Annotated in this window: 18 protein-coding genes; 9 read left to right on the forward strand and 9 right to left on the reverse strand. The window is 60.6% G+C overall.

The genetic code is table 11. From position 1 onward, the window contains the following. Positions 1-97: 97 nt before the first annotated feature. Positions 98-1,357, forward strand: a complete 1,260-nt coding sequence (locus H7R73_RS14805) for a dicarboxylate/amino acid:cation symporter (RefSeq protein ID WP_103259902.1) — start codon at positions 98-100, stop codon at positions 1,355-1,357. Between the two features lie 70 nt (positions 1,358-1,427). On the opposite strand, the gene H7R73_RS14810 is transcribed toward H7R73_RS14805, so the two are convergent. After that, positions 1,428-1,874 carry a methyltransferase family protein gene (locus H7R73_RS14810; protein WP_010674336.1) on the reverse strand — a complete coding sequence of 149 codons (447 nt, stop codon included), beginning with the start codon at positions 1,872-1,874 and terminating at the stop codon, positions 1,428-1,430. A 179-nt stretch (positions 1,875-2,053) separates the two neighbouring features. Between H7R73_RS14810 and alr the strand changes: the two genes are divergently transcribed. Then, complete coding sequence (alr, locus tag H7R73_RS14815) at positions 2,054-3,280, forward strand: alanine racemase (protein WP_010674335.1); 1,227 nt, start codon at positions 2,054-2,056, stop codon at positions 3,278-3,280. Between the two features lie 54 nt (positions 3,281-3,334). Here the strand turns inward: alr and H7R73_RS14820 are convergent, their stop codons facing one another. From H7R73_RS14820 to H7R73_RS14850, 7 genes are all read right to left on the reverse strand, one after another. Continuing rightward, positions 3,335-4,279 (reverse strand): TerC family protein, encoded by a 945-nt coding sequence (locus tag H7R73_RS14820; RefSeq protein WP_103259901.1) that lies wholly within the window; start codon positions 4,277-4,279, stop codon positions 3,335-3,337. Between the two features lie 292 nt (positions 4,280-4,571). Next, the gene (oppF, locus tag H7R73_RS14825) at positions 4,572-5,567 is read right to left on the reverse strand and encodes a murein tripeptide/oligopeptide ABC transporter ATP binding protein OppF (protein ID WP_103259900.1); all 996 of its coding nucleotides are present in this window, start codon (positions 5,565-5,567) and stop codon (positions 4,572-4,574) included. Next, a complete protein-coding gene (locus H7R73_RS14830) occupies positions 5,568-6,548 on the reverse strand; it encodes an ABC transporter ATP-binding protein (RefSeq protein WP_048207411.1) in 981 nt (326 codons plus the stop codon). A 108-nt stretch (positions 6,549-6,656) separates the two neighbouring features. Continuing rightward, positions 6,657-7,568: an oligopeptide ABC transporter permease OppC gene (gene oppC / locus H7R73_RS14835; protein ID WP_103259899.1), complete on the reverse strand. Its 912-nt coding sequence runs from the start codon at positions 7,566-7,568 to the stop codon at positions 6,657-6,659. A gap of 14 nt (positions 7,569-7,582) precedes the next feature. Then, positions 7,583-8,503, reverse strand: coding sequence for an oligopeptide ABC transporter permease OppB (gene oppB, locus H7R73_RS14840; RefSeq protein WP_010674330.1), 921 nt, complete (start codon positions 8,501-8,503; stop codon positions 7,583-7,585). Positions 8,504-8,600: 97 nt separating this feature from the next. Beyond that, the gene (locus H7R73_RS14845) at positions 8,601-10,220 is read right to left on the reverse strand and encodes an ABC transporter substrate-binding protein (RefSeq protein WP_103259898.1); all 1,620 of its coding nucleotides are present in this window, start codon (positions 10,218-10,220) and stop codon (positions 8,601-8,603) included. Between the two features lie 280 nt (positions 10,221-10,500). After that, the gene (locus H7R73_RS14850; RefSeq protein WP_010674328.1) at positions 10,501-11,136 is read right to left on the reverse strand and encodes a YchE family NAAT transporter; all 636 of its coding nucleotides are present in this window, start codon (positions 11,134-11,136) and stop codon (positions 10,501-10,503) included. An 832-nt stretch (positions 11,137-11,968) separates the two neighbouring features. Between H7R73_RS14850 and adhE the strand changes: the two genes are divergently transcribed. The 5 genes from adhE (at position 11,969) to H7R73_RS14875 (ending at position 20,301) form a co-directional block, all read left to right on the forward strand. Further along, entirely contained in the window at positions 11,969-14,644 is a 2,676-nt protein-coding gene (gene adhE / locus H7R73_RS14855) for a bifunctional acetaldehyde-CoA/alcohol dehydrogenase (protein ID WP_039038985.1), read from the forward strand. A gap of 110 nt (positions 14,645-14,754) precedes the next feature. Continuing rightward, positions 14,755-15,990: an HD-GYP domain-containing protein gene (locus H7R73_RS14860; protein ID WP_103259897.1), complete on the forward strand. Its 1,236-nt coding sequence runs from the start codon at positions 14,755-14,757 to the stop codon at positions 15,988-15,990. A gap of 352 nt (positions 15,991-16,342) precedes the next feature. Next, positions 16,343-18,034, forward strand: a complete 1,692-nt coding sequence (locus H7R73_RS14865; protein ID WP_103259896.1) for a sensor histidine kinase — start codon at positions 16,343-16,345, stop codon at positions 18,032-18,034. Then, positions 18,031-18,735 (forward strand): two-component system response regulator BtsR, encoded by a 705-nt coding sequence (gene btsR, locus H7R73_RS14870; protein ID WP_103259895.1) that lies wholly within the window; start codon positions 18,031-18,033, stop codon positions 18,733-18,735. The genes H7R73_RS14865 and btsR overlap by 4 nt, the downstream gene beginning before the upstream one ends. A gap of 144 nt (positions 18,736-18,879) precedes the next feature. Next, positions 18,880-20,301: a carbon starvation CstA family protein gene (locus H7R73_RS14875; protein ID WP_103259894.1), complete on the forward strand. Its 1,422-nt coding sequence runs from the start codon at positions 18,880-18,882 to the stop codon at positions 20,299-20,301. A 62-nt stretch (positions 20,302-20,363) separates the two neighbouring features. Here H7R73_RS14875 and H7R73_RS14880 read toward each other — a convergent pair whose 3' ends face one another. Further along, complete coding sequence (locus H7R73_RS14880; protein WP_182951307.1) at positions 20,364-22,007, reverse strand: mechanosensitive ion channel family protein; 1,644 nt, start codon at positions 22,005-22,007, stop codon at positions 20,364-20,366. A gap of 227 nt (positions 22,008-22,234) precedes the next feature. On the opposite strand from H7R73_RS14880, the gene H7R73_RS14885 reads away from it, so the two are divergent. Both H7R73_RS14885 and H7R73_RS14890 read left to right on the forward strand, forming a co-directional pair. Next, positions 22,235-22,567 (forward strand): DUF3302 domain-containing protein, encoded by a 333-nt coding sequence (locus H7R73_RS14885; RefSeq protein WP_103259893.1) that lies wholly within the window; start codon positions 22,235-22,237, stop codon positions 22,565-22,567. A 10-nt stretch (positions 22,568-22,577) separates the two neighbouring features. After that, the gene (locus H7R73_RS14890) at positions 22,578-23,615 is read left to right on the forward strand and encodes an HlyD family secretion protein (RefSeq protein WP_103259892.1); all 1,038 of its coding nucleotides are present in this window, start codon (positions 22,578-22,580) and stop codon (positions 23,613-23,615) included. Positions 23,616-23,736 lie beyond the last annotated feature (121 nt).

The raw sequence follows: 23,736 nt of genomic DNA on the forward strand, positions 1-23,736 counted from the left end.
GGCTGTCTGGATTCCACTGCCCGGATCACAAAAAAGGACTGAGGCGGCCCCTCGCCGCCTGCACAGGCATTGCACCTATCGAAACCGGAACTCCCCCATGAAAATGAACAAGTTGACCGTTGCCATCCTCATTGCGATGTTGCTTGGCATCGTGACCGGGCAGGGTTATCGCCTGCTCGCGCCCGCACAGGCCGCAGGCTTTGCCGATGACATCACCCTGCTGACCGACATCTTCCTGCGCCTCATCAAGATGATCATCGCCCCCCTGGTGTTCACCACGCTCGTGGTCGGTATCGCCAAGATGGGCGACACCCGCACCGTGGGCCGCATCGGCGTCAAGACTCTGGCCTGGTTCATGCTCGCCTCCCTGATGTCCCTGACCCTGGGGCTGGTCATGGTCCACCTGATGCAACCTGGGGTGGGGCTCTCCCTCTCCCTGCCCGATGACGGCGCCAGCTCCGGCGTGGTTGCCACTGCCATCTCCCTCAAGGATTTCGTGACCCACGCCATCCCGAAAAGCGTGGTCGAGGCGATGGCCACCAACGAGATCCTGCAGATCGTGGTCTTCTCCCTCTTCTTCGGGCTGGCCGCCGCCGCCCTGGGGGACGACGCCAAGCCCGTGGTCAAGCTGATGGCCAGCGGCGCCGAGATCATGCTCAAGGTGACCGGCTACGTGATGAACTTCGCCCCGTTCGCGGTGTTTGGCGCCATCGCCGCCATGGTCGCCAAGGAGGGGCTCGGCATCCTCGCCACCTATGGCACCTTCATGGCCCAGTTCTATCTGGCGCTCGGTTGCCTCTGGCTGCTGCTCATCGCCATGGGCAGCCTCTTCATCCGCCGCCGCATCCTGACCCTGCTCGCCCTCATCCGCGAGCCCATCCTGCTGGCCTTCTCCACCGCCAGCTCCGAGGCTGCCTACCCCAAGACCCTGGACAGGCTGGAGAAATTTGGCTGTGACAAGCGCATCGCCAGCTTCGTGCTCCCCATGGGCTACTCCTTCAACCTGGACGGCTCCATGATGTACTGCACCTTCGCGGTGATGTTCATCGCCCAGGCCTATGGCATCGAGCTCTCCACGGCCCAGCAGATCACCATGCTGCTGCTGCTGATGGTTACTTCCAAGGGAATGGCCGGGGTGCCCCGCGCCTCCCTGGTGGTGATTGCCGCCACCCTCAACCAGTTCCACATCCCGGAAGCGGGCATCCTGCTGCTGCTCGGCATCGACCACTTCCTCGACATGGGGCGCTCCGCCACCAACGTGCTGGGCAACGCCATCGCCGCGAGCGTGGTGGCCAAGAGCGAAGACAGCCTGAGTGAGACCGCCCCCCTCGGCGAGGTGGACACCGCCAAGGCGTGATCCCCTGACCCCCATGACAACGGCCCGCCTCTGCGGGCCGTTGTCATATGCCTGATGGGCACGCCGCGCCTCAACACCAGCGCCTGACCTGCCGGCAATAGTCGTCATAGGCATCGCCGAATTGTCGCCGCAGCGCCTGCTCCTCTGCCAGGATCTGGAAGCGGGTAAGCCAGCCCCAGAGCAGCAGCGGCCCGAGCCACACTGCCATGCCTCCCAGATAGCACGCCAGCGCCAGGGTCCAGCAGAGCAGCCCCAGGTACATGGGATTGCGGCTGATGCGATAGACGCCCCGAGTCACCAGCACCCGGCTGCTCTCCAGCCGCTGGGGGTGCACGGTGGTGCGCTGCTGCCAGAAATGCAGAAGCGCGCCGCCCCCCAGCAGGGCTCCCGCCAGCCACAGCGTGGCGACCAGCACCAGCCACAGGGGCGCAGCCCTCCCCTCGCCCCGCCCCAGCCACATGGCGAGCACGATGACGACGAACAGCAGCAACGGTGGAATCCGCAACGTCAGCTTCATATTTTCTTCCTGCAACACGTGCCACGATTGACGCCGTTGAGATACACTCCCAGAGTCGGCATCTGGATAAAAAGTGAAATATATCATTAGCATAGCAACATGCTATGACCAGCCCTGCCGCAGCTCGCCTCAGCGATGAGCCCAGCCTCAACTCAAGACAATAAGAAAGGACTTGCCCCATGCACAAGAAAACACTGCTCGCGACCCTGATCTTTGGCCTGCTGGCCGGCCAGGCGGTCGCCGCCCCCTATCTGCCGCTCGCCGACGACCACCGCAACGGTCAGGAACAGACCGCCGCCAACGCCTGGCTGGAAGTGGATCTCGGTGCCTTCGAGCACAACATCCAGACCCTGAAGAATCGCCTCGGTGACAAGGGCCCGCAGATCTGCGCCATCATGAAGGCGGACGCCTACGGTCACGGCATCGACCTGCTGGTCCCTTCCGTGGTCAAGGCAGGCATCCCTTGCATCGGCATCGCCAGCAACGAAGAAGCACGTGTTGCCCGCGAGAAGGGCTTCGAAGGTCGCCTGATGCGGGTGCGTGCCGCCACCCCGGATGAAGTGGAGCAGGCCCTGCCCTACAAGCTGGAAGAGCTCATCGGCAGCCTGGAGAGCGCCAAGGGGATCGCCGACATCGCCCAGCGCCATGACACCAACATCCCGGTGCACATCGGCCTGAACTCCGCCGGCATGAGCCGCAACGGCATCGATCTGCGCCAGGACGATGCCAAGGCCGATGCCCTGGCCATGCTCAAGCTCAAGGGGATCACCCCGGTCGGCATCATGACCCACTTCCCGGTGGAGGAGAAAGAGGACGTCAAGCTGGGGCTGGCCCAGTTCAAGCTGGACTACCAGTGGCTCATCGACGCCGGCAAGCTGGATCGCAGCAAGCTCACCATCCACGCCGCCAACTCCTTCGCAACCCTGGAAGTGCCGGAAGCCTACTTTGACATGGTGCGCCCGGGCGGCATCATCTATGGCGACACCATTCCCTCCTACACCGAGTACAAGAAGGTGATGGCGTTCAAGACCCAGGTCGCCTCCGTCAACCACTACCCGGCGGGCAACACCGTCGGCTATGACCGCACCTTCACCCTCAAGCGCGACTCCCTGCTTGCCAACCTGCCGATGGGCTACTCCGACGGCTACCGCCGCGCCATGAGCAACAAGGCCTATGTGCTGATCCATGGCCAGAAGGCCCCCGTCGTGGGCAAGACCTCCATGAACACCACCATGGTGGACGTCACCGACATCAAGGGGATCAAACCCGGTGACGAGGTGGTCCTGTTCGGACGCCAGGGTGATGCCGAAGTGAAACAATCTGATCTGGAGGAGTACAACGGTGCCCTCTTGGCGGACATGTACACCGTCTGGGGCTACACCAACCCCAAGAAGATCAAGCGCTAAGCAAATTGCTGACATGAAAAAGGGCTCCCGAGGGAGCCCTTTTTACTGCACCGTTCACGCCACCTTTTTGCGGGTCATCAGCAGACTCAGCCCCATGGAGGCCAGCAGGATCAGCGCCACCACACCAAGGGCGATGCCGGTCGGTATCTTGAAGATATCGAGCAGCAACATCTTGACCCCGATGAACATCAGGATCAGCGCCAGGCCGTATTTGAGCAGGGCGAAGCGATCGGCCACCCCGGCCAGCAGGAAGTACATGGCGCGCAGCCCCATGATGGCGAAGATGTTGGAGGTGAGCACGATGAAGGGATCCGTGGTCACCGCGAAGATGGCCGGGATACTGTCCACCGCGAAGATGAGGTCGCTCACCTCCACCAGCACCAGGATGAGCAGCAGCGGGGTCGCGTAGCGCACACCGTCACGCCAGACGAAGAACTTCTCCCCCTCCAGCGTCTCGGTCACCTTGAAGCGACGACGCATCCAGCCGAGCAGGGCATTGTTCTCGAGATCCGGCTCCTTGTCGGCCGCCCACAGCATCTTGGCACCGGTCAGCAGCAAGAAGGCCCCGAACAGGTAGAGGATCCAGTGGAACTGCTCGATGAGCCAGCTGCCCGCGAACACCATGCCGGCGCGCATCACGATGGCCCCCAGCACCCCGTAGAGCAGGACCCGGCGCTGCAGCTCCGCCGGGATGGCGAAGTAGCCGAACAGCATCAGCCAGACGAAGACGTTGTCCACCGCCAGTGCCTTTTCGATGAGGTAGCCGGTGAGAAACTCCAGCCCCTTCTGGTTCGCGATTTCGCGCCCGGCACTGTGATCCAGCCAGAGCCAGATGGCCAGGTTGAACAGGAGCGCCACGCTGACCCAGATGAGAGACCAGATGCCCGCCTCTTTCAGCGACACCTTGTGCGCCTTGCCGCCACCGACAAAGCGGATATCAATCCACAACAGGACCAGCACTATGCTGAAGAAACCGGTCCACATCCACCATTCACCCATTTTCACTTCTCCCAAAACGACAAAACCCACGGCCGGGAGGCAGTGGGTTCGCGTTTGGAGCAGATACACCTTGCCTCTCGGCAAGGTCTCACTTACAGCCGACTTGCGTCAACTGCCCGGCTGCCGGGTGCACTGCAGGATATGGGTGCACCGTAATGACGACAAACCGGCGAGAAGTTACTCCCCTTGTGAGGCGGATAGTAGCAGCGACAACCGCTGGCGCCAAGAGAGGATTTGATGGGCAGGCAAAAAAGAGGGGCGCCACCCGGGCGCCCCTGTCACGCTCCCATCCTCAGAGCGGGTCCACCTTGAGACAGGAAACCGCGTGGTCGAAGTTGCCCTCGAGCTGGGGCCGGGTCTTGGCGCACTCCGGGCCTGCCACCGGGCAGCGGGTGCGGAATACGCAACCGGACGGCGGGTTCATGGGGGACGGCAGATCCCCTTCCAGGATCTGGATGGTCTTGCTGCGCTCCACGTCCGGATCCGGGATGGGCACTGCCGACATCAGCGCCTTGGTATAGGGGTGCAAGGGGTTCGCGAAGATCTCCTTGCCGGTGCCGAGTTCCACCGCGTTGCCCAGGTACATCACCAGCACCCGATCCGAGATGTGTTTGACCACTGAGAGGTCGTGGGCGATGAAGATGAGGGAGAGCCCCATCTCCTTTTGCAGGGATTTCAGCAGGTTCACCACCTGGGCCTGGATGGAGACATCCAGCGCCGAGACCGGCTCGTCACAGATGATCATCTTGGGCTCGAGGATGAGCGCCCGGGCGATGCCGATGCGCTGGCACTGACCACCGGAGAACTCGTGGGGGTAGCGGTTCACCAGGTTCGGCAACAGACCCACCTTGGTCATCATGGTGCGCACCTTCTCCTTCACCTCCTCCTTGCCCAGAGCCGGGTAGAAGGTGATGAGGGGCTCGGCGATGATGTCGCCTATGGTCATGCGCGGGTTGAGCGACGCCAGCGGGTCCTGGAAGATCATCTGGATCTCCTTGCGCTTCTCCCGCAGCGCCCCCTGTTCGAGCTTGGTCAGATCCTGCCCGAGCCACACCACCTTGCCGTCGGTGGCCGGCACCAGGCCGATGAGGGCACGGGCGAAGGTGGACTTGCCGCAACCGGACTCCCCCACCACGCCAAGGGTTTCCCCTTCGTAGAGGCGCAGGGTCACCCCGTCCACCGCCTTCAGGGCGGAGGGCTTGGCCCAGGGCCAGGCCTTGTCACTCTTGATTTGGAAGTGAACCTTGAGGTCGGACACTTCCAGCAGCAGTTTCTTGTCAGTACCCATTTAGTTCACTCCCTTGATGATGGCATCCGACACCCAGTGGCAGGCCCGCTCCCGCCCGTCATTGAACGGGGTGAGGATGGGGGACTGCTGGCCGCAAATCTCGTGTACCCGGTGGCAGCGCTCCTGGAAGGGGCAACCGGTGGGCAGACGCAGCAGGTTGGGCGGATTGCCCGGGATGGTGGGCAGCACTTCCCCTTCGGTGTCGAGACGGGGAATGGCGCGCAGCAGACCCTCGGTGTAGGGGTGGCTCGGCCGATAGAAGATGTCGTTCACCTTGCCGTATTCCATGGTACGGCCGGCGTACATCACCAGCACCTTGTCGCAGATGCCGGCCACCACGCCCAAGTCGTGGGTGATCATGATGATGGCGGTGTTGAACTCGCGCTTGAGCTCGTTCATCAGGGTCATGATCTGGGCCTGTACCGTCACGTCCAACGCCGTGGTCGGCTCGTCGGCGATGAGCAGCTGCGGCCGGCACAGAAGCGCCATGGCGATCATCACCCGCTGGCGCATGCCGCCGGAGAACTCGTGGGGGTACATGTTCATTCGCTTGCGCGACTCGGGGATCTTCACCGCGTCCAGCATGCGCACCGACTCCTCGAAGGCGGCAGCCTTGGTCATCCCCTTGTGCAGCATCAGCACTTCCATCAGCTGATCCTTCACCTTCATGTAGGGGTTGAGCGAGGTCATGGGGTCCTGGAAGATCATGGCGATCTTCTCGGAGCGGATCTTGTTGAGCTTGTGCTCCGGCAGATTGAGGATCTCGTCCCCCTGAAATTTGGCCGAGCCGGTGATGACACCGTTCTTGGCCAGCAGCCCCATGATGGCAAAGGCAGTCTGGGACTTGCCTGAGCCTGACTCCCCGACGATCCCCAGGGTTTCGCCGGCAGAAAGAGAAAAGTTGAGGTCGTTGACGGCCACCACATTGCCGTCCGGGGTCTTGAACTCGACCCGCAGATCTTTCACATCCAGTAATTTCATCTCAGTACTCCTTATCGCGCTGTCGTGATGGGGGCCTGCCCGTGGTGAACGCGGTGCGTTCCCTGAACGGGTCTGATGGCCCCTTGGCGTCTTGCCGGTCCCTGGGTATCAGCGATCCTTGGGATCCAGGGCATCACGCAGACCATCCCCGAGGAAGTTGAAGCAGAACAGGGTCACCACCATGAAACCGGCGGGGAACAGGAGTTGCCAGATGGCCACTTCCATCGACTTGGAGCCTTCATCCAGCAGGGCGCCCCAGCTGGTCATGGGCTCTTGCACGCCCAGACCCAGGAAGCTCAGGAAGGATTCGAACATGATCATCCCCGGCACCAGCAGGGTGGCGTAAACCGCCACTATGCCGAGCACGTTGGGCACGATATGACGGGTGATGATCTTCCACTTGGAGACGCCGCAGACGTGGGCCGCCTCGATGAACTCCTTGCTCTTGAGACTCAGGGTCTGGCCGCGCACGATCCGCGCCATGTCGAGCCAGCTCACCGCCCCGATGGCGAGGAAGATGAGGGCCAGGTTGCGACCGAAGAAGGTCACCAGCATGATCACGAAGAACATGAAGGGGAAGGCGTTGAGGATCTCAAGCACGCGCATCATCAGGCTGTCGACGCGACCACCGATGAAGCCGGACGCGGCGCCGTAGAGGGTGCCGATGATGACGGCCACCAGGGCCCCCATGATGCCGACCATCAGGGAGATGCGTCCGCCGAGCAGGGTACGCACGAACAGGTCGCGCCCCAGGCTGTCGGTGCCGAACCAGTGGCCGGTCTCCATGTCCGGGGCACTCTGCATGGCCCCCCAGTCCGGGTCATCGAACGTGTACTGGGACAGGTGGGGCCCCACGATCACCGCCAGACCGATGATGGTCAGGATGATGAGGCTGGTCAGGGCCGCCTTGTTGCGCAGGAAACGGCGACGGGCATCCTTCCACAGGGAGCGTCCTTCCACCACTTCCACTTGCTGGGCGAACGCCTCGACGGCTTCGCGCTTTTCAGTTGTGACTACCATGATGCACTCCCGGCTTAGTAACGGATCTTGGGATCGATGACGGCATAGAGAATATCGACCACGGCGTTAAAGGTGATGGTCAGCGCCCCGACCAGAATGGTCAGACCGAGCACCATGGAGTAATCACGGTTGAGGGCACCGTTGACGAACAGCTGGCCAATCCCCGGCAGGCCGAAGATGGTCTCGATGACCACGGAGCCGGTGATGATGCCCACAAAGGCCGGTCCCAGGTAGGAGACCACCGGCAGCATGGCCGGGCGCAGCGCGTGCTTGAGGATGATGTGGCGCAGGGGCAGCCCCTTGGCGCGGGCGGTACGGATGAAGTTGGAGTTCATGGTCTCGATCATGCTGCCGCGCATGATGCGGGAGATGGCCGAGATGTAGTACATCATCATGCCGAACACCGGCAGTACCATGAACTGGGCGCCGCCCCCCTGCCAGCCCCCCGCCGGGAACCAGCCCAGATAGATACTGAAGAAGAGCACCAGCAGCGGTGCCAGCACGAAGCCGGGTATCACCACCCCGGCCATGGCCGACGACATCAACAGGTAGTCGATGAGGGTGTTCTGTTTCAAGGCCGCAATGGTGCCGAAGGTGACCCCCAGGGTCACCGCCAGCAGGAAGGCGACCGAGCCTATCTTGGCGGAGACAGGCAGGGCCTGGCTCACCAGATCATTGACGGTGAAGTCCTTGTATTTGAAGGAGGGCCCCAGATCCCCCTGGACCAGGTTGCCGAGGTAAGTGAGGTATTGCATGCCGATGGGCTTGTCCAGGCCATATTTGGCTTCGATGTTGGCCAGGACTTCCGGCGGCAGGGCGCGTTCGCTGGTGAAGGGGTTACCCGGGGCGAAGCGCATCATGAAGAAGGAGACGGTGATCAAGACCAGCAGAGTCGGGATCGCTTCCAATAGACGTTTAAGGATGAATTTCAACATAGACATTTCCTGTCCTGTACTGCTTCCAAAGGGTCGCGGTTGTAATAAAGGCCCGCCGTCTGGCGGGCCCTGCTTGTTATGCGACTTGTTTCTTTACTCAGTGAGCAACGATGTACATGTCTTTGCTGTAGATGTTGTCCAGCGGGTTGGCCGGGTAGCCACCCACGTAGGGCTTGACCATGCGGGAGGTCACGTACTGATAGATGGGGGCGATCGGCATGTCCTTGGCCAGGATCTCTTCGGCCTGGACATAGAGCTTGTTGCGCGCCTCGGCATCCACCTGGTTGCGGGACTCACTCATCAGCTTGTCGAACGTCGGGTTGGAGTATTTGCCGTCGTTGTTGCCGTGGGTGGTCTGCATCAGATCCAGCATGGAGGAGGCTTCGTTGTAGTCCGCAATCCAGCCGGCGCGGCCCACGTCGAAGTTACCCTGCTTCTTGGTCTCCAGGTAGGTCTTCCACTCCTGGTTCACCAGGCTCACCTGCACGCCGAGCTTCTTCCACATGGAGGCGACGGCCACGGCCACCTTTTTGTGGTTGTCGTCGGTGTTGTAGAGCAGCTCGAACTTGAGCGGCTTGCCCGGGCCGTAACCGGCTTCGGTCAGCAGCTCTTTCGCCTTGGTATCGCGCTCTGCCTGGGTCAGCTTGGACCAGGCCGGCGCCACCGGCTTGAAGCCATCTACAAAGTCAGGCACGAGCGTATAGCCCGGGGTTTCGCCCTTGCCCATCACCTTGTCGGCGATCACGTTGCGATCGATGGCATAGGAGAGGGCGGTACGCACCCGCACGTCGTCAAACGGCTTGTGCTTGAAGTTGTACTGGTAGTAGTAGGTGCCCACATAGCCGCTGACCTTTACTTCGTCCGGCAGCTCTTTCTTCATCTGCTTGAAGCGTTCGATGGGCATGTTGTAGGTCAGATCCACTTCGCCAGCCAGATAGCGGTTCAGCTCGGCGTTGGTGGACTGGATGGGCAGGTAGGTCACCTTGTTGATGACGGTCTTGCCGTTGTTCCAGTAGTTGGGGTTGCGCTCGACGTCGACGCGCTCGTTGACCACCCAGTCCTTCAGCACGTAGGCGCCGTTGGATACCATGTTGCCGGGCTGGGTCCACTTGTCACCGAACTTCTCGATCACCTTCTTCGGGACCGGATAGGTGGTGGTGTGGGAGAGCATGCTGACGAAGTAAGGCACCGCCTTCTCCAGCTGCACCTCGAAGGTGTGATCGTCCACCGCCTTCACGCCCAGAGTGTCGGCCGGCTTCTTGCCCGCGATGATGTCGGAGGCATTGATGATGGTCGGGATCTCCATGTACCAGGAGTAGGGAGAGGCCGTCTTGGGATCCACCGCGCGCTGGAAGGCAAAGACGAAGTCATGAGCGGTGACGGGATCCCCGTTGGACCACTTGGCATCCTTGCGCAGGTGGAACACGTAATGTTTGTTATCCTTGGTTTCCCAGGACTCGGCGACGCCGGGCAGGGTTTCGCCCTTGGGGCCGGAGGAGACGAGACCTTCGAACAGGTCACGCAATACGTTGGATTCGGGGGTACCTTCCACTTTCTGGGGATCCAGGGTGGCGGGTTCGGAACCATTGCCTTTCACCAGGGTTTGCTCGGGAGCAAGCTTGGTACCGGCGGGGACATCGGCGGCGTGAGCCAGGGTGGCGCCACCGAAAAGTGCAGTCAATAAAAGGGTATTAATAATTGTTTTTCTATGAGTCATTTCCATACTCCAACAAGAACATTCCATGCATTTGTTATCCACGAGACAAACACCTCGCTGCCCGCATAATTCCCTGACAATTCTGATAATGCAATAGATATCATCAGGAACAGGCCGCTTTCATGGTCAAAAAAACAACTTAAAACCATTTATTCAGCATTTAAATATCCCGTAGCGGTCGTTTTTCGTACAAGGCCGCTCGATTCTAGGAAATGACCAACAAAAAAGAAACAATAAAAAGCCGGTCACAAGGACCGGCTCCGACAAAAACGGACCTGGCTCACACCAGACCGGGGAAGACTCCCTTGATGCCCGCCACGATGATCTCGATGCCAAGGGACATCATGATGAGACCCATGATACGGGTCACCACGTTGATGCCGGTGTTGCCCATCAGCTTGAACAGCAGGGGAGCGGCGCGGAAGATGAGCCAGGAGCAGCAGGCAAACGCCACCACCACCACGAACATGCCGGCCATCTGGGGCAGGGTCTTCTGGCTGGCATAGACGATGGAAGAGGAGATGGCACCGGGTCCGGCCATCAGCGGCAGTGCCAAGGGCACCACGGCAATGGATTCACGCGCAGCCAGTTCACCCTTCTCCTGCTTGTTGTGCTTCACCTCCCCCAGCTTGCCCTGCAGCATGGACCATGCGATCAGGGTAATCAGCGAGCCACCGGCAATGCGAAACGACGCCAGGGAGATGCCGAAACTGTCGAGGATGAGCTGTCCCATGCACATGGAGACCATCAGGATGATCATCACGGCAATGTGGGCGGTGGTGTTGGTCTTGCGTCGCTCCTCCGGCGACATGTGGCCCGTCAGGCTCACAAAGACCGGCAACAGACCCAGCGGGTTGATGATCGCGAACAGGCCGACGAAAAATTTCAGGTATAAAGAGAAGTCTATTGCTGCCATAGGCGCCATCCAGAACCAATACGAGCCACAAGGGGCCAGCCCCCAAACTGCGCGTAAATTTACACCATGGCTTTTCCCTTCTCCAATCAAATAATCTCACCCTTACCGGGGCTTTTCAGTTAGTTCCGCTAATGTATCGAAAAAATTCAACATATCGGGTTGTTAAGGGAGAGAGGTCGTCATTAACATCGCCGGGTGCCATGGCAGCGCGTTATATCAACCCTCAGCCAAGAAACGATATTTTCGGTAAATGGCACCCTTGCTTCTCACCACGCCTGCTTGCCGCCCCCACCCGCTCCTGTGACCCCGATTTTGGCCTTTCTCACCCTGGTGCGGCGCCAGTGGGGCCGGCTGTGCAGAGGTGACAAGCTCCCAGCCACCGCCAGATGTGCTGTTTCGCCAGGGCGACTGGATGAAAACAACAACCCCTTTCTCAACATAAATGAAACGTCAGGGGAGTGGACGTTCTGCCACCATCACGGCGATACCGCCTCCCCCCATCCCGGTCAAGGCGAGAATTCATCGGATCCCCTTCCCTGAGCAGATATTCCCAGGGCGCGTGACAGCAGCTCGTGATGCCAAGAAAGGATGACACACTCCCGTAACATAGTGGTGCGATAAGGGGTGAAACAAAATTTCTTTTGTTCTTTTGTTACATATGATCCAGATCAATCTTTTCTGACACATCCCGACCCTATAATCGAGTCAGAAAACAGTTTACTAAGGCATGTAAATACCCCGTTATGGTGATTCTCGCCTTGACAAGGTGGCTATAATTGCCGGGCATTGCCAAGGTCTTACTAAACAGTTTTCAAATCATCAGGAGATAAACATGGCAGTAACCAATTTGGCTGAACTGGATGCACTGGTTGCCCGCGTCAAAGAAGCACAGCGTCAATTCGCCAGCTTCTCGCAAGAGCAGGTAGACAAGGTCTTCCGCGCCGCCGCTCTGGCCGCCAGCAACGCCCGTATCCCCCTGGCCCAGATGGCCGTGGCTGAATCCGGCATGGGTATCATCGAAGACAAGGTTATCAAGAACCACTTCGCCTCCGAATACATCTACAACGCCTACAAAGATGAGAAGACCTGCGGCATCCTCAGTGAAGATGACGAGATGGGCACCATCACCATCGCCGAGCCGGTAGGCATCATCTGCGGTATCGTACCGACCACCAACCCGACTTCCACCGCGATCTTCAAGGCCCTCATCTCCCTGAAGACCCGCAACGCCATCATCTTCTCCCCGCACCCCCGCGCCAAGAACTCCACCAATACCGCTGCCAAGCTGGTACTGGATGCTGCCGTGGCTGCCGGTGCGCCGAAAGACATCATCGGCTGGATTGATCAACCCTCCGTCGAACTCTCCAACGCCCTGATGCGTCACGACGACATCAACCTGATCCTGGCCACCGGTGGCCCGGGCATGGTGAAGGCCGCCTACTCCTCCGGCAAACCCGCCATCGGCGTGGGTGCGGGCAACGTGCCCATCGTCATCGACGAAACCGCCGACGTGAAGCGTGCCGTCGCCTCCATCCTGATGTCCAAGACCTTCGACAACGGCGTGGTCTGTGCCTCCGAGCAGGCTGTCATCGTGGTCGACTCCATCTACAACCAGGTCAAGGAGCGTTTCGCGACCCACGCCGGCTACATCCTCTCCAAGGACGAAGCGGACAAGGTGCGTAAAGTGCTGCTGATCAACGGCGCCCTGAACGCCGACATCGTGGGCCAGCCTGCTACCAAGATCGCCGCCATGGCCGGTGTGACCGTGCCTGCCACCACCAAGATCCTCATCGGTGAAGGTCTGGAACTCTGCGCAGAAGACGAGTTCGCTCACGAGAAACTCTCCCCGACGCTGGGTATGTTCCGTGCCAAGAACTTCGAAGAAGCCGTCGAAATGGCCTGCGACATGGTCAACATCGGTGGTATCGGCCACACCTCCGGTCTCTATACCGACCAGGATCGCAATGCCGACCGCATCAAGTACTTCGGCGACAAGATGAAGACCGCCCGTATCCTCATCAACACCCCCTCCACCCAGGGTGGTATCGGTGACCTGTACAACTTCGCGCTGGCCCCGTCCCTGACCCTGGGTTGCGGCTCCTGGAGTGGTAACTCCATCTCCGAGAACGTCGGTCCCAAGCACTTGATCAACAAGAAGACAGTCGCAAAACGGGCAGAAAATATGCTGTGGCACAAACTTCCGAAATCCATCTACTTCCGTCGTGGTTCCCTGCCGATCGCCCTGGGCGACCTGGAAGGCAAGAAGCGCGCCATGGTGGTGACCGACCGCTTCCTGTTCAACAACGGCTATGCCGATGAAGTGGTTCGCCTGCTCAAGAAACTGAACATGGAAGTGGAGATCTTCTACGAAGTGGAAGCCGACCCCACCCTGTCCGTGGTCCGCAAGGGTGCCGAGATGGCCAACTCCTTCAAGCCGGACGTGATCGTCGCCCTGGGTGGTGGTTCACCCATGGATGCCGCCAAGATCATGTGGGTCATGTACGAGCACCCGGACACCGCGTTCGAAGACCTGGCCATGCGCTTCATGGACATCCGCAAGCGTATCTACAAGTTCCCGAAAATGGGCGTGAAGGCCGAACTGGTCTGTATCACCACCACGTCCGGTACCGGTTCTGAAGTGACCCCGTTTGCGGTCGTGACCGACGACGCCACCGGTATGAAGTACCCGCTGGCCGACTACGAGCTGACCCCGAACATGGCCATCGTGGATGCCAACCTGGTGATGGGCATGCCCAAGTCCCTGTGTGCCTTCGGTGGTATCGACGCCGTGACCCACGCCATGGAAGCCTATGTCTCCGTACTGGCCAACGAATACTCCGACGGTCAGGCGCTGCAAGCCCTGAAACTGCTGAAGGACTACCTGCCCTCCAGCTACATCAACGGCGCCAACGACCCGGTTGCCCGCGAGAAGGTGCACAACGCCGCCACCATCGCCGGTATCGCGTTTGCCAACGCCTTCCTGGGTGTGTGCCACTCCATGGCCCACAAACTGGGTGCGGAGTTCCACATCCCCCACGGTCTGGCCAACGCCCTGCTGATCAGCAACGTCATCCGCTACAACGCGAACGACAACCCGACCAAGCAGACCGCGTTCTCCCAGTACGACCGTCCGCAGGCTCGCCGTCGCTACGCCGAAGTGGCTGACCACCTTGGCCTGACCGCTGCAGGTGACCGTACCGCCGCCAAGATCGAGAAGCTGCTGACCTGGCTGGACGAGCTGAAGGCCACCCTGGGGATCCCGGCCTCCATCCGCGAAGCCGGCGTGAACGAAGCGGACTTCCTGGCCAAGGTAGACCAGCTGGCGCTGGAAGCCTTCGATGATCAGTGCACCGGCGCCAACCCGCGCTACCCGCTGATCACCGAGCTGAAAGCCATCCTGATGGACACCTACTACGGCCGTCCCTTCATCGAGGAAGCCCCTGCTGCCGCCCCGGTTGCAGCCAAGGTCGACACCAAGGTGGACAACAAGAAAAAATCCAAGGCCTGATAAACGCCACGGATGACAAGAGCCCGCGCACATGCGCGGGCTTTTTTGTTTGTCTATCTGTTTAATTTTGCTAGCTTGTTGATAGGCAAATTCGACAGAAGAGCTAGTCCATGGCGCTGATACAGGCCTCCATCGAGCAGTTGAGAGTCGGCCACTACATCCATCTTCCCACGGGATGGACGAGCCACCCTTTCATGTTCAACGCCTTCAAAATCAAGGACCAGCAACAGCTCGACATCATCCGCCACCTCGACCTGACCCTGCTGATGGTGGATCCCGACAAGAGCGATCTGCCGGTCGAGCCCCTGCTGCGGGCCGAACCCGTCCCCTCGCTTGAGATGAGCGACACCGGGGATACCACCTCCTCTTCTGAGGGCCCCACCTTCGACGAAAAGGCGTTCAGGCGCTCCCTTCGCATCGCGGACAAGGCGTTCGGTCAATCCCTGTCAGATCTTCGCGACGCCCTTGGCGCCCTCAACCTCAAACCGGACGAAGGCCTGGCCAATACTGCGCAGATAGTGCGCAGCACCGCCGCCCGTCTGGCAGAACACCAGGGGCCGCTCGGTCTGCACCTCATCCGCAGCCAGAACACGGATACCCTGCTGCAACACAGCCTGAGCGTGGCCTTCATCGCCATGCTGATGGCACGGGAGCTTGGCATGAATCCCGTCGAGATCGAGGAGACCGGTCTGGCGGGCCTGCTCCACGACATCGGCGAGCTCAGGATCCCGAGCCAGATCATCCAGAAGCGGGGGGAGCTCAGCAAGGCGGAGCAGAATTTCCTCAACATGCACCCCCAGTACGGACTGGAGATGCTCAACCAGTTGCAGGCTTTCGAACCCAGGATCCGCGAGGTCGCCTACCTGCATCACGAACGCCTCGATGGCAGCGGTTTTCCCCTCGGGATCAAGGGCGACAAGATCCCCCCCCTCGCCCGCCTCATCGGGCTGGTGGACCACTATGACGAGCTGCTTCACCCGCGCAGCGGCCTCAACCCGCCGGGACCCAGCCAGGTGATCGGCCAGCTCTACAAGCTCTCCCAGAAGAAGTTCGAGCAAACCCAGGTCAGGTTGCTGATAAAAGTGCTGGGGGTCTATCCGCCGGGTTCCCTGGTGCGCCTGGATGACGATGCCCTGGCCCTGGTGCTCTCCACCGAGCCCAGCATGCCCCTCAGACCCAAGGTGCTGCCCTACCTCAAGGGACAGCGACCGGAAGGGGTGGCCATGATCGATCTGCGGGAAGATACGCGAAGCATCGTCGCCACCCTCAGACAGGAAGAGCTGGACGACGCGCAACGCGCCTTTTTCGGTCTGGGTCGGCGGGTCTGTTACTATTTCGCCTTCTGAGTTATCCCCAGAAGCTGGGGATAACTCATTGGACAAACCTGAATAATTGCTCAGGTCCCCTCGAAATCGTCCACCATTGGAGCTGGATAAAAAACGCCCAGCCGATGGCCGGGCGGAGCATGCCACCTCCGTGTGGCGTATCCGGTGGATACCTTCATGCTCGCATCAGCAATATCAAGCGGGCACCGATTACACAAATATCAATTTAACGTGCTGATTTTATATGGTTTTATTTCTCCATTCTGGCAAACTGCCGCAGCGTTCCGCCCGCAGCCCGCATCAGGACGGGCTCCGGCTCACCCTGCGTCATGACAACGCCCGGCTCCGGCGTGGTGTTTGAGGAAGCTTTTTTATGCAACTAGTCCTCTCTCTGCTCCAGCAGATGAGCGTCAGCCTGGTCATCGCCTACCTTTTTTCCAAAAGCCCCCTGCTGCGTCCCCTGGCCAACTACTCCGTCAGGCTGCCCCACAAGGTGCTCATCTATGTCATCTTCTCCTGCTTTTGCATCCTGGGAACCTATGTGGGCCTCGACATCGATGACGCCATTGCCAACACCCGGGCGGTCGGTGCCGTACTGGGGGGACTGCTGGGTGGCCCCCTGGTGGGATGCCTGGTGGGGCTGACCGGCGGCCTGCACCGCTATACCCTGGGGGGGTTCACCGATCTCGCCTGTGCCATCTCCACCACCTGCGAAGGCTTGCTGGGGGGGCTGGTCCACTGGCGGCTGATGCGGGCAGGCAGGGTCAATGACCTCTTTGCGCCCAGGGTCGCCTTCTTTACCACCTTCGTTGCCGAGATCATGCAGATGGTGATCATCCTGCTGGTCGCCACCCCCTTCGACAAGTCCCTGCTGCTGGTGCGCACCATCGCCACCCCCATGATCCTCGCCAACTCCTGCGGGGCGGCGCTTTTCATCAGCATGATCCGCGACCAGCAGCGGATGTACGAAAAGTTCTCCCGGGTCTTCTCCGCCAAAGCGCTCACCATCGCCAACCGCACCGTCGGCATCATGAGCCAGGGGTTCACTCCGGAGGCCAGCGGCAAGATAGCCCATATCGTTCAGGAAGAGACCGGCGTCGGCGCCGTCGCCATCACGGACACCGACAAGATCCTCGCCTTCATCGGCACAGGAGAAGATCACCACAAGCCGGGCACTCCCATCACCTCGGCGATCACCCTGCAAGCCATCGCCCAGAACAAGGTGCTGTTCGCCGATGGCAACAGCCAGCCCTATCGTTGCAGCATCTCCCCCCAGTGCCAGCTCGGCTCCGTGCTGGTGATCCCCCTGCAGGGTGACGAGGGGGTGATCGGCACCATCAAACTCTATGAGCCCAAGAAGCGGCTCTTCCTCAAGATCAATCACACCCTGGGAGAAGGGATCGCCAACCTGTTGTCCCAGCAGCTGCTGGCAGGCCGCCTGGAGCAGCAGCAGCGCCTGCTGGTGCAATCCGAGCTCAAGCTGGTGCAGGCACAGATAAACCCCCACTTCCTGTTCAACACCCTCAACACCATCAGCGCCATTACCCGCCGCGATCCGGGACGGGCACGGGAGCTGCTGCTGCACCTCTCCCGTTTCTTTCGCAACAACCTCAAGCGCCAGAGCGGCCTGACCACGCTGCGGGAGGAGCAGGAGCACTGCCTCTCCTACCTGGAGATAGAGCAGGCCCGCTTTGGCGAGCGGCTCACCGTCATCAACGAGATCCCGCCCCACCTTGCCGAGGTCCAACTGCCTAGCTTCACCCTGCAGCCCCTCATCGAGAATGCCATCAAACACGGCATCTGCTCCCTGCTGGGAGAGGGGCGACTTCGCCTCTTCGCGAGGGAAACCCCCGAGGTGATCACCCTTTGCGTCGAAGACAATGCCGGAGCCTGGCAACCATCCGGCCAGGGGGATGGTCTGGGGATGAGCCTGGTGGACAAGCGCCTCAAGAGCGCCTTTGGCGAGCGCTATGGCATTGACGTCCAGTGGGAGCCAGAGCAATGGACCCGGGTCTCCCTGACGCTCCCACGACAACCCCGCACCACCGCCAAGGAGATGACATGATCCGCACCCTGATCGTCGATGACGAGCCCTATGCCCGCGAAGAGCTGGCAGAGCTGCTGGCCAGCGATCCCGACATCGAGATCCTGGGCATGGCGGGCAACGCCATCGAAGCGATCGGCCTCATCCAGCAACTCAAGCCGGATGTGGTGTTTCTCGATATCCAGATGCCCAAGCTCAGCGGCATGGAGCTGGTGGCCATGCTCGATCCCCTGCCCCGCATCGTCTTTGTCACCGCGTTCGACGACTACGCCATCCAGGCGTTCGAGGAGAACGCCTTCGATTACCTGCTCAAGCCGGTGGAGCCGGCGCGCCTCGCCAAGACCCTGGCGCGGCTCAGGCAGGACATCACCCCGCAACCGGTCGGAACCCTGGCCCCGACCATCCACCATATCCCCGGATACCTGCACAACCGGGTACGGCTGCTGCCCATCGAACAGGTGGAGTACGCCTTCTCCGATCTCGGCGGCGTCCATGTCGCCTGCCAGGGCGAGCTGTTTCACACCCAGCTCACCCTCAAGTCCCTCGAGGAGAAGACCCCGCTGCTGCGCTGTCACCGCCAGTATCTGGTGGCCCCGGCCGCCATCTTCGAAATCCGTTTGCTGGATAATCAGCTGGCGGAGATCGTGACCCCGAGCGGGGCCCGGGTACCGGTCAGCCGCCGCTACCTCAAGGAGCTAAAAGACGAGCTGGGACTGGAATAAAACGGGGCGCGATGTGCGCCGGATCACAGCGGACAACCGCTCGGGTCGCCATGTCGCCGCTCACCCCCTTTCACCTGCCGTTAACAGAAGTCCCCCCCTACACTGGCTGCGCACACCAAAAAATAACAAAGCAGGAGCGTAGCAATGATCTGGTTCTTCCTCTGTGTCGGCTTGTTGATAGCCGGCTACTTCATATACGGCAAATTCATCGAACGGATATTCGGGCCCAAACCCGAGTTGAAGACCCCCGCCATCACCATGGCGGACGGGGTGGACTATGTCCCCATGTCGGACAAGAAGGTCTACCTGGTTCAACTGCTCAACATCGCCGGCGTCGGCCCCATCTTCGGCCCCATCCTGGGTGCCCTCTATGGTCCGGTCGCCATGCTCTGGATCGTCTTTGGCTGCATCTTCGCCGGTGCGGTCCACGACTACTTCTCCGGCATGCTGTCGGTACGCGCCAGGGGCGCCTCGGTGCCGACCGTAGTCGGTGAGCACCTCGGCACCGCCGCCAAGCACTTCATGAACCTCTTTGCCGTGGTGCTCCTGATGCTGGTGGGCGTGGTCTTCGTCCTGAGCCCGGCGGGCCTCTTGGCCAACCTCACCTCCACCGACCTGGTCTACTGGATTGCGGCCATCTTCGCCTACTACATCCTCGCGACCATCGTCCCCATCGACAAGATCATCGGCCGCTTCTACCCCATCTTCGGCGCGCTGCTGGTGTTCATGTCGGTCGGCCTCATCATCGGCCTCATCGTCTCCGGCAAGGGCTTCTACAACACCGGGATGGACTTCTCCAACCTGCACCCGACGGATCTGCCGCTCTGGCCGCTGCTGTTCATCACCATCGCCTGTGGTGCCGTCTCCGGTTTCCACGCCACCCAGTCCCCGCTGATGGCGCGCTGCATGCAGAACGAGAGCTCCGGTCGCTTCATCTTCTACGGAGCCATGATAGGGGAAGGGATCATCGCCCTCATCTGGTGCACCCTGGGTCTCTCCTTCTACGACAGCACCGAGGCGCTCAACGCCACCCTGGCCAGCGGCGGCCCCTCTGCCGTGGTGCACGAAGTATCCACCAGCCTGCTCGGTACCGTGGGCGGCATCCTGGCCATCCTCGGCGTGGTGATCCTGCCCATCACCTCCGGTGACACCGCATTTCGCAGCGCCCGCCTCATCGTGGCGGACTTCCTGAACCTGACCCAGAAGCCCATGGCCAAACGTCTGCTCATCGCCATCCCCATGTTCATCCTTGGCTTCATCATCTCCAAGGCCGAGTTCGGGGTGATCTGGCGCTACTTCGGCTGGGCCAACCAGACCACCGCCGTCGTCATGCTGTGGGCTGCTGCCGCCTACCTCATCAAGGAAGGCAAGCTGCACTGGGTATGCACCATTCCCGCCATCTTCATGACCGCAGTGGTCATCACCTACCTGGCCAACGCCCCCATCGGTTTCGGCCTCGAGATGAATGTTTCCACCATCATCGGTCTGGTGAGCACCGCCCTCATCACCCTCGCCTTCCTGGTGAAATTCAGGCCCTCCCAACTGAGAGAGGCCAAGGAGAGCTGAGGCATCAGCTTCTCTTCATGACAAGAGGCCCGGCATTGCTGCCGGGCCTCTGCTTTTTGTGGTCACTCCCTGACGGGGGGCTCGGCGGGATCGGGCGCCCGGGCCGGCGCCTGATACCACTGCTCCCTGGCCACCAGCACAGCCTGCTCCGGCTGGGCAATGAAGTTGGGGGACATGATCTGCACCCCGAACTCGTTGAAGACATCCTGAATATGGCCATGGAGCTCCGTCTTGACCACCGCAGGGAGTTCGCTTGCCTTCATCCTCACCTGCAACTCGTACTCCACATACCAATCCTGCAGATTCAACTGCCGCACCAGGGGAGCTTCATCCTGATTGAGCCGGGTGCAGCGCCTCGCCGCCAGCTCCAGCATGGCATGTACCTGACGCCAGGGGGTGTCATAACCGATAGTCACCTTGGTCAACAGGGCCACCCCCTTCTCGCCCGCCAGCCGTGTCAGGTTCACCACCTTGCCACCCACCACCACCGCATTAGGCAGCGTGACCTCGTGATCCTGGCGCGTCACCAGCTTGGTCGAGAGGGCGTTGAGCTCGCTCACCATCCCCTCCACCTCGCCGATCTGCACCAGATCCCCTGGCCGCAGTGCGCGGGAGTAAATGAGCACCAGGCCGCTCATGGCATGGTTCATGATACCGGCCGATCCCAGTGTCACCATCAGACCGAAGAAGACGCTGATCCCCTTGAAGGCATCGGAATCCGCCCCCGGCAGATAGGGGTAGGCCACGGTCAGGGCAAACAGCCAGATCACCACTGACAGCAGTCGCCGGGTGGCGCCTATGGTCTCGGCGTGCAAACCCTGCACCCGAAACTGGCCACGCTCGATGCGGTCGAAGAGGATGGCCAGCATCTTGATGAAGAAACGGGTGATGACCACGATAAGCAGCACGGTTACCAGACCGGGCATGGCGGCAATCATGCCTTCCAGCATGTCGCCACACAGGGCAAACAGGGATTCCCCAAGCCGATCGCTCCAGGCCCGAGTCTGGGGGAACAGGCCGAGCACATAGGTCAGCCAGCCATAGGTGAGCATGAAGATGAGCAGCAGCGTGATGAGGCCGAGCATGCGGACCTCGACATTCCCGGTGACCTGGCGCCAGGAGTGGGGGACCAGCCCCTTCTGCAGCAACAGGCGGTTGGCCAGCCACTTTCTGACTCGCCGATGCCCCCGCTGCAACAGCCAGATGAGGCCGAAGAAGATCAGGCTGACCACCACCGCCAAGCCGACGGCCTTGACCAGATAGGGGGTCGAGTGCAGCTCGAGATACTTGATGCGCACGCCGTCGAGCCGATGCAGGACGCGTTCGGCCGCCTGATCCAGGGTCAGCTCGTCGAATTCATCAAGGTCCCCTTCCAGCAACACCAGAATGCGCTTGCCATTGACCAGAAACTCCCGGCTCTCCTGGCCGTGCCGGCTGCCTTTCGCCACGGCCACAGGCGTCATGAGGTCGCTTGGCTCCATCCGCTGGACTCGCTCATGGGCCAGCCGTACCCTGGCCGCCCCATCCAGGTTGCCATATTTAGCCGTCAGCATGACGATGGGTTCATGAAGCAGGACCAGGGTCTGCGCCTTCTCCTGCACGGTCGGCTCCAGCCTGGGCTCGGCGGCCCACGGCCTGCCGTTCAGCGTGATATTGCACAACAGCAACACCGCCAACCAGCGGCTAATCCTGCATCGCCTTTCCATAGCGCCACCTTTCTATATGCTGCGAGACATACGAATCTCTTTCCTGATTGATTTTATAGAAGGAAACTCGAGGTGCATGATAAATAACCAAGCGTTTAACCGAGCCTGTACCGGAATATCAACTCCCCGGTTGCACTCTTGCACTCAGCTAATATGCTGTCATCATGGCCGGATGCCTTGTCTAGACGAAACAAGGCATTACCTCGCGACTAAGATGGGAGAAATCGATGGTACTTGATTACATTGCCCTGGGAATATTGGTGTTCGTCGTCTTGGTCATGTTCTACGGGATCATCGTCATCCACGACATTCCGTATGAGATTGCCAAGCATCGCAATCACCCCCACCAGGATGCCATTCACGTAGCCGGCTGGGTCAGCCTGTTCACCCTGCATGTGCTCTGGCCTTTCCTCTGGATCTGGGCCACCGTGTATCGCCCCGATCGCGGCTGGGGCTTCAATCACCGTCTGGACAAAGACGAAGATGAGATCAAGACGCTCAAGCAAGAGCTTGCCGCCTTGCAAGCCCGCATGACCACGCTCGAACAGACCGACAAATAGGTAATCTTTCATGGACTTGCTACTTATCCTCACCTATACGGCCATCTGTGTAGGGATTTTCAAGATCTTCAAGATCCCGCTCAACAAGTGGACTGTACCGACCGCCGTGCTCGGCGGCGTCTTCATCATCGGCGCCCTCATCGTCCTGATGAACTACAACCACCCCTATTCCGAGCTGGCGCGCAATTACTACGTCTCCACCCCCGTCGTTCCCCTGGTCAAGGGGCGTGTCACCGACGTCCCGGTCAAGCCCAACCAGCCGGTCAAAAAAGGGGATGTGCTGTTTCGCATCGACGCTGAGCCCTTCCAGGAGAAGGTCGCCAGCCTGACGGCGCGCCTCGCCTCCAACACCGATTTTCTGAAGGCTCTGGACGCCCGCCTTCGCTCCGCCAGCCTGGACAGGGATCGCGCCCAGGAGCTGATGCGACGGGGCATCGGCAAACAGCGCGACCTCGACGTCACCCAGGCCAACGTGGATGACATCGTCGCCCAGATAGATCAGCAGAAAGCGACCCTCAATGACCTGAGTGCCCAGCTCAACATCGCCAAGTACGATCTGGAGCAGACCGTGGTCTACGCCCCGAGTGACGGTCATGTCGTGCAACTGGCATTGCGCCCGGGCATGATTGCCGCCCCCTTCATGTTCCGCCCCGTGATGACCTTCATTCATGAAGATGCCAATGCCTATGTCGGCTGGTTCTGGCAGAACAGCATGCAGCGGCTCAAGGCGGGTGACGAGGCCGAAGTCGTGCTCGACGGCATCCCGGGTCGCATCTTCAAGGCCAAGGTGCAGTCCGTTATCCCGGCCATGGCACCGGGCAATATCCAGGCACAGGCGGGTCTTATCGATCAGACCTCGGCCCAGGTACCGGGTCGCCTGCCCATCGTGCTCGAGATCACCGACCCCGAGTGGGCCAAGTATCAGGTAATCGCGGGCTCCAGCGGACAGGCCGCCATCTACACCGAGCATGTCCACCATGTGGCCATCATGCGCAAGATCCTGATGCGCATGGGTAGCTGGCTCAACTACCTGTTCCCCTTCCACTAAGCGCACCTTAGTGGTACCTGCGGGCCGGCATCATGCCGGCCCGTTTTCGTCTGGTGGTGGCGCCGCAGCCTCCCCTCGCTGCATTTTCATCGCAAGATCCCTATAATGACGCCATCTTGCA

It is taken from the genome of Aeromonas sp. WP2-W18-CRE-05 (assembly GCF_014168615.1).
GTDB lineage: Bacteria > Pseudomonadota > Gammaproteobacteria > Enterobacterales > Aeromonadaceae > Aeromonas > Aeromonas caviae.

Bases quoted from the DNA above. Each gene is read 5' to 3' on its own strand.
- H7R73_RS14850 (WP_010674328.1), bottom strand. From the start codon at position 11,136: ATGGCAGCAATAGACTTCTCTTTATACCTGAAATTTTTCGTCGGCCTG.
- H7R73_RS14880 (WP_182951307.1), bottom strand. From the start codon at position 22,007: ATGGAAAGGCGATGCAGGATTAGCCGCTGGTTGGCGGTGTTGCTGTTG.
- H7R73_RS14830 (WP_048207411.1), bottom strand. From the start codon at position 6,548: ATGAAATTACTGGATGTGAAAGATCTGCGGGTCGAGTTCAAGACCCCG.
- H7R73_RS14810 (WP_010674336.1), bottom strand. From the start codon at position 1,874: ATGAAGCTGACGTTGCGGATTCCACCGTTGCTGCTGTTCGTCGTCATC.
- H7R73_RS14885 (WP_103259893.1), top strand. From the start codon at position 22,235: ATGGTACTTGATTACATTGCCCTGGGAATATTGGTGTTCGTCGTCTTG.
- H7R73_RS14865 (WP_103259896.1), top strand. From the start codon at position 16,343: ATGCAACTAGTCCTCTCTCTGCTCCAGCAGATGAGCGTCAGCCTGGTC.
- H7R73_RS14890 (WP_103259892.1), top strand. From the start codon at position 22,578: ATGGACTTGCTACTTATCCTCACCTATACGGCCATCTGTGTAGGGATT.
- adhE (WP_039038985.1), top strand. From the start codon at position 11,969: ATGGCAGTAACCAATTTGGCTGAACTGGATGCACTGGTTGCCCGCGTC.
- oppB (WP_010674330.1), bottom strand. From the start codon at position 8,503: ATGTTGAAATTCATCCTTAAACGTCTATTGGAAGCGATCCCGACTCTG.
- H7R73_RS14845 (WP_103259898.1), bottom strand. From the start codon at position 10,220: ATGACTCATAGAAAAACAATTATTAATACCCTTTTATTGACTGCACTT.
- oppF (WP_103259900.1), bottom strand. From the start codon at position 5,567: ATGGGTACTGACAAGAAACTGCTGCTGGAAGTGTCCGACCTCAAGGTT.
- H7R73_RS14820 (WP_103259901.1), bottom strand. From the start codon at position 4,279: ATGGGTGAATGGTGGATGTGGACCGGTTTCTTCAGCATAGTGCTGGTC.
- H7R73_RS14875 (WP_103259894.1), top strand. From the start codon at position 18,880: ATGATCTGGTTCTTCCTCTGTGTCGGCTTGTTGATAGCCGGCTACTTC.
- H7R73_RS14860 (WP_103259897.1), top strand. From the start codon at position 14,755: ATGGCGCTGATACAGGCCTCCATCGAGCAGTTGAGAGTCGGCCACTAC.
- H7R73_RS14805 (WP_103259902.1), top strand. From the start codon at position 98: ATGAAAATGAACAAGTTGACCGTTGCCATCCTCATTGCGATGTTGCTT.
- oppC (WP_103259899.1), bottom strand. From the start codon at position 7,568: ATGGTAGTCACAACTGAAAAGCGCGAAGCCGTCGAGGCGTTCGCCCAG.
- alr (WP_010674335.1), top strand. From the start codon at position 2,054: ATGCACAAGAAAACACTGCTCGCGACCCTGATCTTTGGCCTGCTGGCC.
- btsR (WP_103259895.1), top strand. From the start codon at position 18,031: ATGATCCGCACCCTGATCGTCGATGACGAGCCCTATGCCCGCGAAGAG.